This is a genomic window from Rheinheimera sediminis, assembly GCF_004005375.1.
GTDB lineage: Bacteria > Pseudomonadota > Gammaproteobacteria > Enterobacterales > Alteromonadaceae > Pararheinheimera.
Map to the genome: position 1 here is coordinate 1 of NZ_RZUF01000029.1, position 17345 is coordinate 17345.

12 protein-coding genes are annotated in these 17345 nt (G+C 45.9%); 4 read left to right on the top strand and 8 right to left on the bottom strand.

Translation table 11 applies throughout. The features are described from left to right. Nucleotides 1-66: 66 nt before the first annotated feature. From EMM73_RS17120 to EMM73_RS17130, 3 genes are all read right to left on the bottom strand, one after another. Nucleotides 67-843, bottom strand: a complete 777-nt coding sequence (locus tag EMM73_RS17120; RefSeq protein WP_186435275.1) for a substrate-binding periplasmic protein — start codon at nucleotides 841-843, stop codon at nucleotides 67-69. A gap of 116 nt (nucleotides 844-959) precedes the next feature. Then, entirely contained in the window at nucleotides 960-2153 is a 1194-nt protein-coding gene (locus EMM73_RS17125) for an amino acid aminotransferase (protein WP_127688030.1), read from the bottom strand. Between the two features lie 52 nt (nucleotides 2154-2205). Further along, the gene (locus tag EMM73_RS17130; RefSeq protein WP_127688031.1) at nucleotides 2206-2886 is read right to left on the bottom strand and encodes a GAF domain-containing protein; all 681 of its coding nucleotides are present in this window, start codon (nucleotides 2884-2886) and stop codon (nucleotides 2206-2208) included. 160 nt (nucleotides 2887-3046) lie between these two features. Here EMM73_RS17130 and EMM73_RS17135 point away from each other — a divergent pair, with 160 nt between their 5' ends. Next, nucleotides 3047-3445, top strand: coding sequence for a translation initiation factor (locus tag EMM73_RS17135; RefSeq protein ID WP_127688032.1), 399 nt, complete (start codon nucleotides 3047-3049; stop codon nucleotides 3443-3445). A gap of 39 nt (nucleotides 3446-3484) precedes the next feature. Then, the gene (locus EMM73_RS17140; RefSeq protein WP_127688033.1) at nucleotides 3485-4282 is read left to right on the top strand and encodes a response regulator; all 798 of its coding nucleotides are present in this window, start codon (nucleotides 3485-3487) and stop codon (nucleotides 4280-4282) included. A gap of 39 nt (nucleotides 4283-4321) precedes the next feature. On the opposite strand, the gene EMM73_RS17145 is transcribed toward EMM73_RS17140, so the two are convergent. From EMM73_RS17145 to EMM73_RS17160, 4 genes are all read right to left on the bottom strand, one after another. Further along, a complete protein-coding gene (locus tag EMM73_RS17145) occupies nucleotides 4322-5995 on the bottom strand; it encodes a M28 family metallopeptidase (protein ID WP_127688034.1) in 1674 nt (557 codons plus the stop codon). Nucleotides 5996-6037: 42 nt separating this feature from the next. Continuing rightward, nucleotides 6038-7336: an amidohydrolase family protein gene (locus EMM73_RS17150; protein WP_127688035.1), complete on the bottom strand. Its 1299-nt coding sequence runs from the start codon at nucleotides 7334-7336 to the stop codon at nucleotides 6038-6040. 11 nt (nucleotides 7337-7347) lie between these two features. Further along, complete coding sequence (locus EMM73_RS17155) at nucleotides 7348-10431, bottom strand: amidohydrolase family protein (protein ID WP_127688036.1); 3084 nt, start codon at nucleotides 10429-10431, stop codon at nucleotides 7348-7350. An 87-nt stretch (nucleotides 10432-10518) separates the two neighbouring features. After that, a complete protein-coding gene (locus tag EMM73_RS17160) occupies nucleotides 10519-13512 on the bottom strand; it encodes an EAL domain-containing protein (protein WP_127688037.1) in 2994 nt (997 codons plus the stop codon). A gap of 107 nt (nucleotides 13513-13619) precedes the next feature. Between EMM73_RS17160 and EMM73_RS17165 the strand changes: the two genes are divergently transcribed. Next, nucleotides 13620-14072 (top strand): c-type cytochrome, encoded by a 453-nt coding sequence (locus tag EMM73_RS17165; RefSeq protein ID WP_127688038.1) that lies wholly within the window; start codon nucleotides 13620-13622, stop codon nucleotides 14070-14072. A 99-nt stretch (nucleotides 14073-14171) separates the two neighbouring features. Here EMM73_RS17165 and EMM73_RS17170 read toward each other — a convergent pair whose 3' ends face one another. Continuing rightward, entirely contained in the window at nucleotides 14172-14813 is a 642-nt protein-coding gene (locus tag EMM73_RS17170; RefSeq protein ID WP_127688039.1) for a cytochrome b/b6 domain-containing protein, read from the bottom strand. A gap of 60 nt (nucleotides 14814-14873) precedes the next feature. Here EMM73_RS17170 and EMM73_RS17175 point away from each other — a divergent pair, with 60 nt between their 5' ends. Continuing rightward, complete coding sequence (locus EMM73_RS17175; RefSeq protein ID WP_127688040.1) at nucleotides 14874-17225, top strand: penicillin acylase family protein; 2352 nt, start codon at nucleotides 14874-14876, stop codon at nucleotides 17223-17225. Nucleotides 17226-17345 lie beyond the last annotated feature (120 nt).

A 17345-nucleotide genomic window follows, 5' to 3' on the forward strand; every position in this document is an offset into this window, starting at 1 on the left:
GGCCACTTAGGCTAGATGATTATCAGATCACGGTACGAACCCGGCCCCCTGAATATCGCCCAAAACCTAAAAACCACCGGATATGACATATTGATAAATATTGGTTTTTTGCACCTCACGATGAGCCTGCTGCAACTTCTTCACTAATGCACTATCACTATTTTTACTTGCAGCCAGATAAGTCTGTTGTTCCAACTGAGGTATAGCTAAAACGAAACGGGTTGTTCCCGGGACTAGAGTAAGCTGCTGCTCCATGTAAGGCAGAGCCGCCTTATCATCTATCACATAATCTACTTTCCCTTTGAGCAGTAAATTCCAAGATTCGAGGATGTCAGCAGAAAACTGTAGCTCTTTGCCTTCTTTCATACCTTGCTGCTGCAGCCATTGACCAGAAAAATCGCCTCGTTGTACCGCAATCACTGCAGACCCCAAATCTTTTACATGATTAGGAGTTAAATCTGTGCGGTCAGCTAAACGCACTAAACCAAAACTGTATTTAGCTACAGGACCAATCCAATGGAACTGGTTTTCCCGCTCCGGTGTTCTGGCCATATTGTAAATCAGGACATTTGGTGTGGAACTGGCGATATAAAATGCTCTGGCCCAAGGATAAACTTCAATACGACTATTTAGTCCAGCGTTTTTTAAGATCGCTTCGACAATCTGAGTACTGAAGCCATCGACCTTCCCTTCTTTCATCATCTGATGAGGAGGAGATAACTCAGTAACAACCCGTATCGAAGCAAAATCAGCATGAGCAGTAAAAGTAAAACACAAACTTAACGAAACAATGACCAAGCTTTGTATCACAGCCCAACTCCGGCTTGATACTTCATTTTGCATACCACACATCTGTGTATCCTAGCTTAGTGATTCTGGCCTTTTCTGACTATGATTGATGTCCTGCATGATAAAAAAGGGTAGCCCTTGCTACCCTTCTTTATCAAAGTGACCAAGAATCAGCCTTTTAATACCTGAGCCATAGCGTTAGCGAAATAATCAATATTGCTATGGTTTAAACCCGAAATACTTACACGGCTCGAACCCACCATATAAATACTGAACTCTTTACGCAGACGTTCAATCTGCTCCTTGTTAATACCAAGGAAAGAGAACATACCGTGTTGTTTAGTAATAAAACTGAAATCTTGCGTTATGCCTTCAGCGGCAAACTTATCGATGATCAACTGACGGTAATCATTAATACGGTTACGCATCACAGCCAATTCCTGATGCCATAAAGCCGTTAATTCCTGGCTATCCAGAATGTGGCTGACAATGATAGCACCATGGGCTGGTGGCATAGAATAGATGCTACGTACCACAGCCAGTAACACGGATTTAGCGATATCCGTAGTTTTGCTGTCGGCCGTGACTATGCTGACCGCACCTATACGCTCGCGGTATAAGCCGAAGTTTTTCGAACAAGAACTGCACAACAGCATCTCGTCGACCTGATCAGCTAAATAACGTAAGCCTTGGCTATCTTCCTCGAGACCTAAGCCAAACCCCTGATAGGCCATGTCCACCAGTGGCGTAAAACCTTTATCTTTCGCTAAGTGGGCAAACTGTTTCCACTGCTCAAAGTTTAAATCCATACCACTTGGGTTATGGCAGCAGGCGTGTACCAGCACCACATCACCAGCGGGAACTTGCGCCAGTTCAGTCATCATAGCGTCAAACTTTAAGCCTTTAGTTTCCCAGTCATAGTAAGCATATTCTTTGACTGTAAGGCCTGCAGCCTGAAACAAGGAGATGTGGTTAGCCCAAGTTGGGTTAGTCACCCAGACTGTAGCGTCCGGATTGGCTTTTTTAATAAATTCAGCAGCCACGCGCAAAGCACCAGTACCACCAGGGGTATGAGCTGTTGTAACACGGCCAGATAACAGTACCTTGTGCTGACCAAAGGCTAATTTTTCAATATGGCTGTTAAAAGATAAATCACCTGCCATACCAATGTAGGTTTTACTGTCTTCGTTTTTTAAACGCAGCGCTTCGGCTTTTTTCACACAATCCAGCACAGCCGTATGGCCTTGCTCGTCTTTGTAGACACCCACCCCAAGGTCCACCTTCAATGGATTTGGATCTTCTTTATAAGCGGCCATTAAACCTAAAATTGGATCGATAGGGGTTGGCTGTAAGTGCGAAAACATAATAATTACCTGTTAGGTTGCGGTGTTAATGAATCAATTCGGTTTTATCTTATCATGCGGGCAGCAAGCTCGGCAGTACAAGACAGACAGCGACTAAGCGGACCAGCGCCGCTGTATGGTAGGCCTGACGTTGAAAGGCCTCAGCGTCAATAATACCTGCCAGTTCACCTTTAGCGTTAAATAAAGGCAAACAAGCTTCGGATAATACTTTAGGATCACAGGTGTAATATTCGCCGCCAGCCGTTAAATACGCAGTGACATCGTTAATCACTTTAGCTTTGCCGGTAAGCCCGACAGTACTGTTGTTGCTAATGGCTGCAAATTCTGTAGTTAAGGGAAACTCAGCACGGGAAGCAGCCCCAAAATAGGCCAGTTTCACCAGTACGGTTTCACCTTGAGGGTTCTGACGTTTTTGGTAAATACCAAACCAGTCACTGTCGTTGCTTTGCTGATAGTATTGCACTACTGCAGTGAGCTGGGCTAAAGCTGCAGCTGTTGCTTCACTTTGGCCTATAGTTGCGGCCAGATCGTAAGGTTCATCAGCCAACTGACCAAATAAAGAGCAGGCACCACCTTCACCTAATTCAGGCACCTGATAAGACCAGGTTACAGCAGGAGCAGCTGCGACAGAAAGTTGGTTTTTTAATGCGGTAACGGCCTGCTCTATCGCAGTTTCTTGCCCTTGCAATAGGGCCGCTACCCCAGACTGTTCCAGATATAAGTTAATAGACAATTCAGCCATCCAGATTTCTAAAATTTGCCGTAGTTTACCAGAAGCCTTTTATTTGCCAATGGCTTTTTTTACCCCACATCAAGGATTTCAAACTTGCTACTTGCTGTTTACATGACTCTTGTTTATCGTGCACTTTCTAACGACTTACACAGATTGTTTTATGAGTGGCAAAAAAATCTCGTTAGCCGACTGGCAACAACAATTGGGGCGACCTGCCGAAGCGGCTACAGCAGCAAAAGCAGATGATTTGGTCTACAGTACAGATTCAGGCCGTCTTGATAAACCCAAACAGCAAAAAGCTGTGGCTCAAAGTTTTACCGATGGCCACGCACGTTTAAAACGTGAAACCAAAGGCCGCAATGGCAAAGCCGTGATCACTATTTCTGGCCTTGCTGAAAGCGCGGAAAAACTGACAGAAATAGCGGCGTTTTTAAAGAAAAAGTGTGGTTGTGGCGGTTCGGTCAAGGATGGCGTGATTGAAATTCAAGGTGATCAACGCGAACTGGTGCAACAGGAATTAACCAAACTGGGTTACAAACATAAATGGGCTGGTGGTTAAACAGCCCCTTTATACCCTAGTGGATCAAGCGAGTCTCGAATGCAACAACTCTCCCCTGCCGATTTATCTATTCTGCTGATTGAACCTTCTGACGTTCAGCGCAAAATTATTATCAAACAACTGGCCGAAGAAGGCGCAACTCAAGTCAGCACAGCCGATAGTATTGCCACTGCCATGGTGCAGCTGAAGCAACACAAAGCCGATTTAGTGATCAGTAGTTTGTATTTTGAACAAGGTACCAGCCTTGAACTGCTGGCGAAACTGAAAAACGATACAGATTTAGCGGATGTACCTTTTGTATTAATTTCTTCTGAAACTAAAAAAGCTCAGCTTGAACAATTTAAGCAATCCGGTGTGGTAGCTATTTTACCTAAACCTTTTAACTCCATTCAGTTGGGCAAAGCCTTAAATGCAGCCATCGACTTGTTGAGTCCGGCCGAGCTGGAACTGAGTTTGTTTGATGTACATGATGTGCGGGTTTTGGTGGTCGACGACAGCCGTCTGGCCCGTAATCATATTAAACGTGTGCTGCAAAATCTGGGCATTCAGCATTTAACTGAAGCCGAAGATGGTCAGCAAGCTATTGAGCTTTTGAAAAACAACATGTTTGATTTGGTGGTCACAGACTTTAATATGCCGGAAGTGAATGGGCAGGAGCTGACCCAGTATATTCGTGAGCATAGCCAGCAAAGCCATATACCTGTGTTGATGGTGACCAGCGAAGCCAACGAGTCTCACCTGGCTAATATTGCGCAGTCTGGCGTCAATGCCTTGTGTGATAAACCTTTTGAACCTGAAACAGTGCGGGCTTTATTAAGTCGCATTATGGAACACTAAAAAGAAGACGGGTCAGAGCCTAGGCTCTGACCGTATCAACTACTTCTGTTGGTTGTAGTCTTTGCCAAAAATCTTGCCAAAGAAACTGTCTTTTAACCAGACTGGCCGCTGTGGGTTATTCGCCACTTCAGTGGTAATACCGAAGTTAATGTCGGCGAAAGTAGCGCCAGAATCGTAACGGATGGCACCAAAGTCAGCCGTCAAACCTGCAATATCATCTGTAGGCTTGTGGTAATGCTTGGCAAAAAACTTGCCCCAGACTTCGCCACCTTTTTGCGCAGGATCTTTAGACGTAAAGCCTGTCATCAGAAAAACAGAGGGCACACCTTGCTGCACCAAAGTGTAGTGATCTGACCGGGTGAATATAGCCTGTTCCGGCATTGGGTCCGGGCTTTGCGTAATACCCACTGCAGCTGCAGCTGTATCCACTGTTGCACCTAAACTGGAATGGTTAGCACCAAATGCAACTATGTCAGCAAAAGGATACAACAACACTGGCATATCAATATTGACGTTCGCCACCAGCTTGTCGATTGGACGGGTTGGGTTATGAGCAAAATAGTCAGCGCCCAATAAGCCTTTCTCTTCCCCTGTTACAGCAACAAATAAGATAGAACGTTTTGGCCGTTCTGCCTGCTGAGCAAATAAACGTGCAGTTTCCAGCATAATGCTGACACCAGCGGCATTGTCCATCAAGCCGTTATTAATTTTATCTTTGCTGCGTACATCGTTGGAAAAACCAATGTGATCAGAGTGAGCCGTTACCACCACATATTCATCTTTAAGCACAGGATCAGAACCTGGCAATACTGCAACCACGTTCGGGCTGGTGATATCTTCCATAGTAGATTCACGTTTTAAATTAACAGTACCTTCTAAGGCAAAACCTGTAGGCACTTTTTCTGCAGCTAAGTCAGCAAAAATATCGTCCAGAGAACGGCTGGCCCCTTCAAACAAGTTTTTAGCAGCGTCAGGATGTAAGTAAGCGCCACCCAGTAAAGATTCAAATTCACCTTCTGCTTTACCGTCTTTATGCAGCCAGCGCATACGAGGGCTGGTTAAATACATCAGACTATTAGCATAAGGCCGCACTTTTTCTTCGGAAGGAGTATGCAGGGTAAGGATACCCACAGCACCACGTTCAGCCGCGTTTTCTGCTTTTAAACTTTGGATATGAGCCGCTTCTTCACTGGGTAAAGATTTAGGGCGACCACTGAGCATCACTACTATTTTGCCTTTTACATCCAGATTGGCATAGTCATCCAGATTAAACTCTTTGGACACTAAGCCATAGCCGACAAAGACCAATGGCGCTGTGACATCGGCTTTCGCATGCAAAGTGCTTGGACCGGTAAAAAACTGTTTTGGATAATCAAAGTCTGTAGTTTTACCATTTGTAGTCAGCGACATTTTGGCACTGCTTTGCACTAGCATGGCTTTGCGTAAAGGCACAGACTGGAAATAGCCCTGCTCACCGGCAGGCTCTAAACCTAAAGCGGCCAATTGAGTGGCAATATAATTCGACGCGATTTGATGACCACGGCTACCGGTATCCCGGCCTTCCAGGCTGTCATCACCTAAAAACGTCATATGAGCTTCAATGGCTTGAGCGCTGGCTTTGGGCAAAGCAGCTACAGAAGAAGGTATTGGTGTACTTTGGCAGCCCGCCAGCACCAGCATGGCGGATAAAGCACTGATTGACATCAGTTTCATAGTATTTCCTTAAAAAATTCAGGGGCTTTCGCCCCTGACAACTCAGTTTTTAGCCTGATAACGCTGCTGGTATTTGTCATGCAGTTGTTTATGACGGCTATTTAAATCAACAGCACGGCCGTCGATCCACATGTAACGAACTTTGTGCCCGAGATAATCAAAAATATCACCATCAGACACCACCAGAGTGGCAGCCTTACCCACTTCGATACTACCGATTTTATCAGCTACACCAGCAATAGCAGCGGCATCAAGTGTAACAGAACGTAACGCCTGCTCCGGACTTAAGCCATAGCTGATCGCCTGACCTGCCGCAAATACCACATTGCGGGTATCCCAGTAACCATCCAGTGACAACGCAAATTTTACCCCAGCTTTAGCCAACTGAGCCGGAGTCTGAAACGACTGGCTGCTGGCTTCATCGGCACGTTCAGGAATGCCATAAGGCGAGGTATAAATAACCGACACATTGGCCGCAGCCAGTTGCGGTGCTATGCGCCATGCATCACGTCCACCTACTATGGTCAGGGCAAAACCATAGTGCTGAGCAAACTTCATGGCTTGTTCAATTTGACGCTCGTCATTGGCATGCACAAATACCGGTAACTCACCTTTAAATACCGGGATCATCGCCTGCCAACGCGAATCAACAGGTAACTTCACGCCATCGCCCACAGCTTCTGCATAAGCTTTGGCTGTTTTGAAGTAGCCTTCAAGCTCAGTCATCGCTTTTTGGCTGGCTTTACGAATATCTTCAGGCTTTTGTGGACGCCATGGATTAGGCATCACGTCAGCTCGTGGCCATTTGATATGCAAAGCCACTGCATCCACCACTGTGGCATCTTTCCAGTTCCAGGCATCCAGTTGCATAAAAGCGGACTGTCCCATAATCAAAGAGCCATTTGGATACACCAAAGTGTAACTAAACCCATTGGCACGAATAGTGGGCACTACTTCAGAATCCGCGTTATACGCCACCTGAGCTTTAATATCCGGGTTGGTCTGAGTTACTTCAGTACTGTCGTCCGTTGCCCGCACTGCTTCAATTTCAGTTAAACCCAGCTGATTCGCCAGCGCAATCAAGCCGGGGTACAACTGCTTGCCCTGTAAAGACAGCACTTGCGCGCCAGCAGGTACAGCCAAATCTGTGCCTATAGCACTGATTTTTCCGTCAACCAGCAGCACATCAGTGTCTTTTAATACTCCATTGGTCACTGTATGCACTGTGGCATCCTGTAACAAAATGGCTGCGGTTTGTTTGGGTGCCGGCACTATGTCGTTCGCCTGCGCAGTCAGACTCAGCGCTGCAGTCACCAGTAAAAAAAGTTTTGAATATTTCATTGATGACTCCATTAATGCTGATGACCAAAAGCAACAGATAACACGTCGTGATTATCTTCACAGTGCCAAACCGGGTTATTGGCTTTGTAAGACGCGCCAGAACCTGCTTTTTCGCTGTCAGAAGCCTGTAACACCTTCTGGATCAGCTGTTGTTTTTCGTTTTTGACCTGCAGTTGTAACTGCTCGTCTGCAGTCAGCTGATAATAAGGTATTCCTTCAATCCAGGTTTGCTGAGCACGGGCATACACAGACAATGGATGGGCAGACCATAATACGAAGTCAGCCTGTTTACCTTCTTCCACTGAACCTACTTTAGAGTCTATTTTCAGTTGTATGGCAGGATTAATAGTCACCATATTCAAGGCTTGTTGCTCATCCATACCACAATACACCACGGCTTTAGCTGCTTCCTGGTTCAGGCGGCGCTGCAAATCCGGACTGTCAGAGTTGATGCTAACCAGCACCCCTTGTTGTTGCATTAAACAGACGTTAGTTGGAATAGCATCCTGCACTTCCATTTTATAAGCCCACCAATCGGCAAAGCTCGAGGCACTGGCGCCATGGGCTTTCATCTCGTCTGCGACTTTATAGCCTTCCAGAATGTGCGTAAAAGTGGTGATGTTAAAGCCCATTTCGTCGGCTAATTTGATGATCATCAGAATTTCTGACGCCACATAGGAGTGAATATGGATAAAGCGTTCTTTGTCTAAAATCTCGACCAAAGTTTTGATGCGGTAATCCACCCGCGGTGGTGCAGTTTTTGCCCGTTCAGAGCTGGATAAATCTTCATACTCAGCCCACTGAGCTTTGTATTCTTTGGCCGCCTGAAAGGCATCCCGAATAATAGTATCAACACCACTGCGGGTTTGTGGGTAACGACTGACAAAATCTTCGCCCCAGTTGGATTGTTTGACATTTTCACCCAAAGCAAGCTTGATACTTTCTGGTGCGCCTTTGAATTTCAGTTGATCTGAGCTATCGCCCCAGCGCAGCTGAATAATTTGTGCCTGGCCGCCAATAGGATTGGCGCTGCCATGCAATAACTGAGCTGTGGTAGTACCACCAGCTAAACCGCGGTAAATGTTAATATCATCGGCGTCTAACACATCGGCAATACGCACTTCTGAGGTCACAGCATCAGAGCCTTCGTTGACCCCCTGGTCAATAGCTATATGTGAGTGTTCATCGATAATACCAGCCGTCAGGTGCATACCAGTCGCGTCAATGGCTTGATAACCTGAAGGTGTAGATAAGTTTTTGCCAATTTTGACAAACTTACCATCCTTCACCAGTACGTCCGTATTTTCTAACTTACCAGCCTTGGCTGAAGTCCAGACTGTAGCATTTTTAATATGCACATTTTGCTGTTTTGCTTGTTGTGTCACACCAAATGCACGATTTGGCATCGTCACTTTTGACAGCAGAACAGGCTTTTCAGTCGCCTTTTTCTGATCCACTTGAGCAACCAGAGGCTGTTGCAGGCTGCTGATGGCAACAATAGTGCCCTCTGCTGTGACTAACTTACCTTGCAAGGTTTTGCCTTTAAGTTCACCACTAAACTGCGCCACACCAGAACCTTGTCCCAGCGCCTTTAAATCCAACGCAAATTGCAGCTGATTTTTTTGTACAGCTACATGATTCAGTTTGCTGGTTTTATCGCCCAGTTTAACCGAACCTTCCACTGAGCCTTTTTTATCTGTCAGTTCCAGCGGCAAGCTGCTGCCGTTTACACTTAACTGATAAGTACCGGCAAAGACAGGTAAATCCATAGCTGTAAATTGCTGCTCTTGACCACGAACCCAGGTCGCCACTATTTCACCGTCAGCAAACAAATCACCTTTACTGACAACTAAATCGGCCTGATAACCTTCTGCAATTTTACCGATCTGCTTGTCCAGACCTAACCATTTTGCCGGCTCTGTGGTCAGCGCTGCCAAGGCTTTTTGCTCGCTTAAACCATAAGACACAGCTTTACGTAAGTTCGGCCAGAACTGCTCTGGTTTCTCCAGCTTATGCAGGGTCAGGGTAAAAGGAACTTTGGCCTGTTCTAAGACTGCGGCATTAGACGGTGCTCTTTCCCAGTGCCTTAACTGGGCCAATTCTACGTCCAATTGATCATTGAGTTGCTGCACAGCAGGAGCTGCTGGAAAGGCTATGGGTAAAATCAGCGGACGACCAGTCGCTTTGACCTGTTCAATACGACTGTATTCATAGCCAGAGGCCACTAATGTCACTTTATCCAGTCCAAATTCTTTTAATAGGCTATCAGCGCGCAACAAAGCCTGATCGTCCGTGGCTTCAAATACCACCCCCTGAGTTTTCAGCTGGGCTAAAGCAGCCAAGTCAGCATTAAATTCAATAGGCTGATTATAAAAACGCCAGTTATCTTTGCCATAAGCCTGACTGTACCAGTTGGCATCAGCCAAAGTCTGGCGAATAAGGGCTATGCTGCCCATTAAAGAGGATGGATAACTTTGAACTGAAGTGCCTTTACTAAAGGCCATAAACTGATTGGCTTGGGCACGCAATACAGCTTGGTTCGGTAAACCTGCGACTAAGGACGCAACAAAAGCCTGGCCTCGGAAAATACCATCAAAACGAGCCGATTGAACTGTAGTAAAACCCTGTTGCTGATAGCTTTTTGCTTGTTCGGTATCAGGTTTAAATTCACTTACCCACTGCTGACGGGCGTGAATAGCGGCATTACTGGCGTTGCCACCTTTGCGCTCATTGCTGTAATTTGGCTTGCGACCAAAGCCAGCTTTAGCGTCTTTTTCCGCTTTGGGCAGACCATACTGACTGTATAAATCGATAAAACCCGGATAAATAAAATAACCACTGGCATCTATGGTCTGATAGCCAGCTGGCACATCAGCTTTTTTTTGAATTTTGCTGATTTTGCCATTGCTAATCAGCACAGTGGCATTATCCAAGCGTTTGCCTGGTTCAGTGATCACAGTGGCGTTGGTTAAGGCGTAAAGTTGTGGCGATTTATCACGGATCCCTTGAACCGGCGTGGTTTGATCCGCCGAAGCAGCGGGCAATAAAACGCAAAGCATTGCCGTACTGCACAAGGACAGTCTTAGTTTGATCATGGATGTTTCCTGGTTTTATTGGGGTGTCGCCCTGTAAACTGTATAAAGAAAAGCACTCAGCAGGGCTGGCGCACTCCCAACATCAGGTTACAGTGAAGCAGCCCCTATTAGTAATGGTTGATAACTCAGGTTATATAAGTCCTGCTCTGCCCTTGGCATGCTGAAGTAATAACCTTGTACCAGATAGCAAGCATTGTTTTTTAAGAATTCGATCTGCTCTATGGTTTCAACGCCTTCAGCCACAACACGCAGGTTCATTTTTTGCGCCATAGCAATGATGGCTGCAACTATGTCCATGTCGTTGGTGTCTGCCGGAATATCTTTGACAAAAGAACGATCTATTTTCAGCTCGTCTACCGGGAATCGCTTTAAATAACTCAGCGATGAATAGCCTGTACCAAAGTCATCAATAGATAAAGTCACCCCTAGTCTTTTTAACTCATTTAACTGGGCAATAGCCGCATCAGTGTCGCCCATTAGCATAGACTCGGTGATTTCAAAGATCAGTTTATCCGGCTTAGCACCAGTGCGCTGTAACACCCGTTCAACAACTTCAGCCAGGTTTTGGTCGGTAAATTGTCGCGCCGACAGGTTGATAGAAATAGTCACATCATGACCTCTGGATTGCTGACGACTGATAAAACGACAGGCTTCCCAGATAATCCATTCGCCTATTTCAACAATTAACCCTGTACTTTCAGCCACCGGAATAAACCTCAGGGGTGGGATCATCGAACCGTCAGGCCGGATCCAACGCAATAAGGCTTCATAACCAATCACTACATTAGTACGAATATCGATTTTCGGTTGGTAATACAACACAAACTGATGTTCACGAATGGCTTCACGCAAATGGTTTTCTATTTGCAGTTTTTCTTTGGCTGCGTCGTTTAAATCCTGACTGAAAAAATGATAGGTATTGCGACCGCGGGCTTTGGCTTCGTACATGGCCAAATCGGCATGTTTGAGCAGCAGTTCTTCGTCGGCCGCATCTTCAGGCGCTATAGTAATGCCTATACTGGCGCTTATAGCGACTTCCTGCCCTGTTAATTTGACTGGAGCAGCAAAACTTTGTTGTAAATTCTCTGCAATCAGAGCCGCCTGAGTACGGTCTTTTATACCGCTCAGAATAACGGCGAACTCGTCTCCCCCCAGCCGGGCAATAGTGTCCTCTTCACGCAAACGGCTAATCAGCCTGCGCGCTACTTCTTTCAGTAACTCATCGCCGGCATCATGGCCAAGCGTATCGTTTATACGTTTAAATTCATCCAGGTCAAAGTACAGCAAAGCGAAATGGTAGTAACCACGGGATGACATCGCTATGGCTTTACGCAACTGATCACGAAAGTAACTGCGGTTTGCCAGGCCAGTTAACATATCGTAGTAGGCTAGCTGCTCCATTTTGCGTTGACTTTCTTTAATAAAAGAAATGTCCTGCATAGCACAAACATAGTTACTGATATCACCTTTTTCATCCCGTATTGGCGCTATCGCCAAAGACACCCAGAGCTTTCGCAGCGCATGTTGCAATAACATGTCACCACGCCAGTGGTGCCGCTCTTGCAGGGTTTGGCATATCTCCTCGCCAACAAAAAACATCTCAGCTGCAAATAAAGAAGATAGAGGCTTTTGCATCATCTGATCGGATGTACAGCCCATCAGTTCCAGCATAAAGGGGTTCAGATATTCAATCTTTAGCTCTTTGTCTGTCAGTAAAATACCAGAGCTGGAAAAGGCAACGGCTTTCGTCAATTTACGAGTGGCCCGCTCAGCTTCTTCTTTTTCACCGATACGAGCGTTTAAACCGGAAATCAATTGATGAATTTCTCCGGCCATGCCATTGAAAGCACGATTGAGCATCCCTATCTCGTCATCGTTTTGATCCAGAGTAATCTGCTGTACATCCCCCTTACTGATCCGTTGCACTGCTGAAGACAAACGGGTTAAGCGCTTCAAAATAAATTGGTAAATAAAAAATTGCAGCGACAAAGCAACAACAACGGCAACAGCTAAAAATATCAGCATTACCTTGTCACGAAAATCCTGCAAACCGCCGACCACAACCTGCTTATCCTGATACAAAGTAAGGTACCAGTCTAACCTCTTTATTTTAGCCGTTGACAGCAGGTAGTTGGCTAAGTCTGCTTGCAGTAGCTGATCATCAGCAGATTTTTGAGTTACTTGCTGAATATAAGCTGCTAACTCAGGTCGTCTGGGTTCGGCAAAACTATAACGGGCGTCGAAGTTTTGCTGCCCTGACTTTTGCAATGACATAGTTTTTTTTCCATCAAGCAATAAATTGCCTTGCACATCAAACAACAAGCTTCGTAACCCAGCCGACGATTCCTCAATACTGGTTAAATCTAAAAACAATTCATCCAAAATATAATCACTACCCGTCACGCCGATAAACTCGTCAGCCACATAAAGAGGGATCACCAGACTGGTCATCCATTTTTGCCAAATAGCATCGTAATAAATAGGAGTCCAACGCGGTAAACGACCAGGATTTTGTTGTGGAGTAGCAATATCAAAGAAAACATCCTTGGTAAAATCATGAGTCACTGGGACCTCCAGTGCCCAGTCTGCCGGTGCGATCCGGATCAATCCTTGCTTAGAAATGAAGTAAAAGTTAAAAAACTCCTCCAGCATCAAAGGGGCAAGTTGCTGCCATAATTCCTGACTTTCAGCAAACCAGGCAGTTTGTTGAGGATCTAATTTTGATACAGGAATAAATGCGGCGGACAAATCATCCTGCATACGCACGCTGCCATCTGGCTGGGTTGCAGGAAGGGGACTTGAAGAAGTTACAGAGTTAGCAAGGTACCGGGCCACAATACTGTTGGCACTGATAGCTTTTTTTTCTCGGGCTAGAAAACCTGCATCCAGTTCTCGGGCATATTTCTCAGATTGTCGTTTAAGTTCCTGCTTTTCCTGCTCAAAAAGTACGTCTTGTTGCAGCATTAACACCGCATAAGCGATAGCAGCACTGGCGACTACAGTGAGCATAAACACCAATAGCGCAAACTTGATGCTAAGGGAATTCATAGCTCTAGGTTTGTGAAAATTAACTTCCTTCACATGATTTCCTGAGTTGACAGCGACGTGGTTGAGTTGTAATGCTATGGTGATAACCAAAAGCATCAAACCATTATTGCATCAAAACCAAACAAATGAGAATTAAGCCAATGAAAAATCTGTTTATCTTACTGTCTTTAGGGTTGTCTTCTGCATGTGCTATCGCTGGCAGCGCTTTTACCGATGCTGAAGACGCAGTCACATACCGTCAACACAGTTTCCAATTAATTCGACATAATTTCGTTGACTTAGGCGACATGATGCGAGGAAACGTACCTTTCGATGCAAAACGTGCAGAGAAACGAGCTGATGCATTGGCTAGCCTAACCACCTTACCATGGGAAGCTTTTGAGGTGCCAGGTGCAGATAAGGTGAAAAGTGAGGCCAAAGCAGATATTTGGAAAAACCTGCAGGATTTTCAACAAAAAGCTCAGCAATTCCAAACCGATGCTTTAGCTTTGCAAACCGCAGCTAAATCAGGTGACCAGGCGACGATCAAACCAGCCTTTGGCAATTTCGCTAAAAATTGCAAGGCTTGTCATGACCAATACAAAGCAGATTGATACCCGTCTTAACAGGCTGGGATAAACCCTATCTGGCATTGGATTGTAATTTTAGACGGGCGGGCACAAGACCCGCCCCTAAGCAGCTGAAGTTACAGATCACCACTGTTGATACAAAGACATACCTTGCCAGAGCGCAAAAACTCCGGCAAAAACCAGCACCAGCAGCAGATACCAACGCGATGATTTGATTGCAGGTTGTTGCGCGTCCGTTTCCAGTTTGCCATGCAACATAGCGCCTAAGACGCCATCTTTTTTCTGTCCGTGAAAAAGCGCTGCAACCACATGCACTGCGATTAGTATCAGCAAAAGATCAAAGTTGTTATGGTGAAACCAGGAGGCAAAAGATGACCAGTCAGACGACACTGAGGCGTAAAGTGGTCCTTCTGTCATCACATCATCTGTTGTCATTAATCCTGAGATAAACTGCAATAAAATCAGCGTCATCAAAGTCAGACTCATATAACCTGACAAGCCTTTGTGTCCTATGCCATGTTTGGCTTTATTCCACATCCGTACTAACTGAAACGGGCTTTGCAGAAAATGACTGAAACGCGCAGTCTCGCTGCCAACAAAACCCCATACAAAACGACTGATTAAAAGTGCGGCTAACGAATACGCCAAAACCTGATGCACCACCAGATAACCCTGATCAGCGGTAAACCATAATCCAGCCAATAACAACAGCTGACTCCAGTGGTAAAATCGTATGGCTTTATCCCATAACTGAATCACTTTCATCTTTTCATCATCCTCTATTATGATAAGTTATTGATTTTACCCCATTGGATGCAAAAACCTATGCTTTGGTTCAAACGGATTTCTATGGTCTTACTGATGCTGATCCTGCTGGTCGCTGGTTTTTTATATTTTGCTCTGCGTAGTACCTTACCGGCCTACGAAGGCGAGTTGCCTGCAGAGGTCAGACAACAGGTTGAAATCAGCCGGGATGCACAAGGTTATGCCAGCATCATAGGGCAAAACCGCAATGACGTCGCTTATGCCCTAGGTTTTGTCCATGCGCAGGAACGATTTTTCCAGATGGATTTATTGCGCCGTAATGCAGCCGGAGAGTTGTCCGAACTTTTTGGTGAAATAGCGCTGGATTTGGATAAAAAACGACGTATTCACAGATTCAGAGCCAAAGCGCAGCGAGGTTTCACCCATTTACCTGCAGACCAAAAGCTACTGCTTCAGCGCTATACAGCCGGAGTGAATGCAGGTTTGGCCGAGTTAGGCTGGCCGCCCTTTGAATACGGTTTATTAGCACAAACGCCACGACACTGGGTGGAGGCGGATTCTTTTTTGGCACTCTATAGCATGTATCTGGATTTACAGGGTTCGGAAGGCAAAGATGAACTGGCCATGGGCCTGATGCAACAAAAACTACCACAAGACTGGTACGCTTTTTTATTCCAGCACAGTCCGGATTGGCAAGCTGCCATGGACAACAGCAAAGTCAGTCTTATTCCTATGCCAAAATCACCCTATCCGGCACTGCTGGCTGGACAAAAAACCGCCTGCACTGACTGCTCTTTACATGACAGTGCAGATATTGGCAGTAATAACTTTGCGGTGTCAGGCCAAAGAACCAAAGATGGCCGTGCTATTTTGGCCGACGATATGCACTTAGGGATCCGTGTACCAGGCACCTGGTTTAAAGCTCAGCTGAAATGGACGGAAAACGATCAGGCGTTTGAAGTCGCAGGAGTCAGCTTACCTGGCACTCCGGCCATAGTTGCAGGCAGTAATGGCCATATCGCCTGGGGTTTTACCAATAGCACAGCAGATTGGTCTGATGTCATAGCCTTGAAACTGGATGAAAAAGCTGAAAACTATCAAACCGCTGATGGCTGGCAGGAATTCAGTTACCAGAATGAAGTGTTTAAAGTAAAAGGCCAGCCGGATGAATTGGTACTGCAAAAAGAAACTATTTGGGGCCCGGTGTTGCCACCTCCTTTTCAGAACTATGCCTATAGGTGGGTGGCTCATGATGTGGAAGGTGCCAACTTTAATTTATTAACACTTGAAAAAAGTCAGGGCGTACGTGAAACATTAAAACTGGCGGCTAGTGCCGGTGTGCCGACCCAAAATTTACTGGTAGCAGATAAAGACGGAGCCATAGGCTGGACTCTGATCGGTGCTTTACCAGAACGAAAAGTACAACATATGGATACGCCTCAGGACTGGAGCAATGGCCAAAATAACTGGTCGGGTTATTTGTCTCAAAACCATTACCCGCAAATTTACCAGCCCCAATCCGGTCAGCTCTGGACAGCCAACAGCCGAATGGTAGGAGGTAAAGATTTAGAATTAATTGGTAATGGCGGTTACGATTTAGGCGCTCGGGGCAAGCAAATCCTTGATGCCTTAACAGCTACAGCAGAGCATAGTGAGCAAAGCCTGCATAATATTCAGCTGGATCACCGCGCCCTAATGCTAGCACGCTGGCAACAGCTGTTATTGGACACAGTACTGACCAAAGACTTTGTCGCGGAACATAACTTAGAGTCTTATCTGGATTACGTGATGAAAGATGCCAGCCATGCCAGTATTGGCTCGGTGGGTTACTCATTGCTGCGATCTTTTCGGGCTAAAACACTGGAGCTGACCTTTGCGCCTTTGACAGCACTGTTGGAAGAAAACAACTTATCAGGGCGGGACCTGAAATTCTCTCTGGAAACCGCAGGCTGGGAAATGATCCAACAACAACGCACCGACACTCTGCCTGCTGATTTCAGCTCGTGGCGAACTTTATTACAACAGGCCGTTCTGCAAAGTAAACAAAAGCTGGAAACAGATTATGGCAGTTTAGCCAGCGCAAGTTGGGGCAACATCAATCAAAGCTCTATTGTGCATCCACTCTCAGCTGCAGTACCTTTCTTCGGCGACTGGCTGAATATGCCTGCAATGCCGATGAATGGTGACAGCCATATGCCCAGAGTACAAAACAGAGCACATGGCCAGTCAGAACGCATGGTGGTGTCGCCAGGCAAAGAAGCTGAAGGTATTTTAGTGATACCAGCAGGTCAGTCAGGTCATCCGTTATCGCCTTTTTATGATGCTGACCACGACTTCTGGCTAAGGGAGCAGCCGCTGGGCTTTTTACCAGGTGAGCAAAAATACTTACTGAAGTTACAACCTAAAGCTTGACTTTAGACGTCCAGACTTACTATTGTGGTGGCCATGAAACCAATACAGATCGCTCGCTTTTTTCGCCTCTTTACCACCCCAACGGGGAGGCGGTAAGTCGCGCGCGCGTGATAAACCAAA

Coding starts and splice junctions, on each gene's coding strand:
- EMM73_RS17125 (WP_127688030.1), bottom strand. CDS start 2,153: ATGTTTTCGCACTTACAGCCAACCCCTATCGATCCAATTTTAGGTTTA.
- EMM73_RS17135 (WP_127688032.1), top strand. CDS start 3,047: ATGAGTGGCAAAAAAATCTCGTTAGCCGACTGGCAACAACAATTGGGG.
- EMM73_RS17170 (WP_127688039.1), bottom strand. CDS start 14,813: ATGAAAGTGATTCAGTTATGGGATAAAGCCATACGATTTTACCACTGG.
- EMM73_RS17150 (WP_127688035.1), bottom strand. CDS start 7,336: ATGAAATATTCAAAACTTTTTTTACTGGTGACTGCAGCGCTGAGTCTG.
- EMM73_RS17155 (WP_127688036.1), bottom strand. CDS start 10,431: ATGATCAAACTAAGACTGTCCTTGTGCAGTACGGCAATGCTTTGCGTT.
- EMM73_RS17140 (WP_127688033.1), top strand. CDS start 3,485: ATGCAACAACTCTCCCCTGCCGATTTATCTATTCTGCTGATTGAACCT.
- EMM73_RS17175 (WP_127688040.1), top strand. CDS start 14,874: ATGCTTTGGTTCAAACGGATTTCTATGGTCTTACTGATGCTGATCCTG.
- EMM73_RS17145 (WP_127688034.1), bottom strand. CDS start 5,995: ATGAAACTGATGTCAATCAGTGCTTTATCCGCCATGCTGGTGCTGGCG.
- EMM73_RS17165 (WP_127688038.1), top strand. CDS start 13,620: ATGAAAAATCTGTTTATCTTACTGTCTTTAGGGTTGTCTTCTGCATGT.
- EMM73_RS17120 (WP_186435275.1), bottom strand. CDS start 843: ATGCAAAATGAAGTATCAAGCCGGAGTTGGGCTGTGATACAAAGCTTG.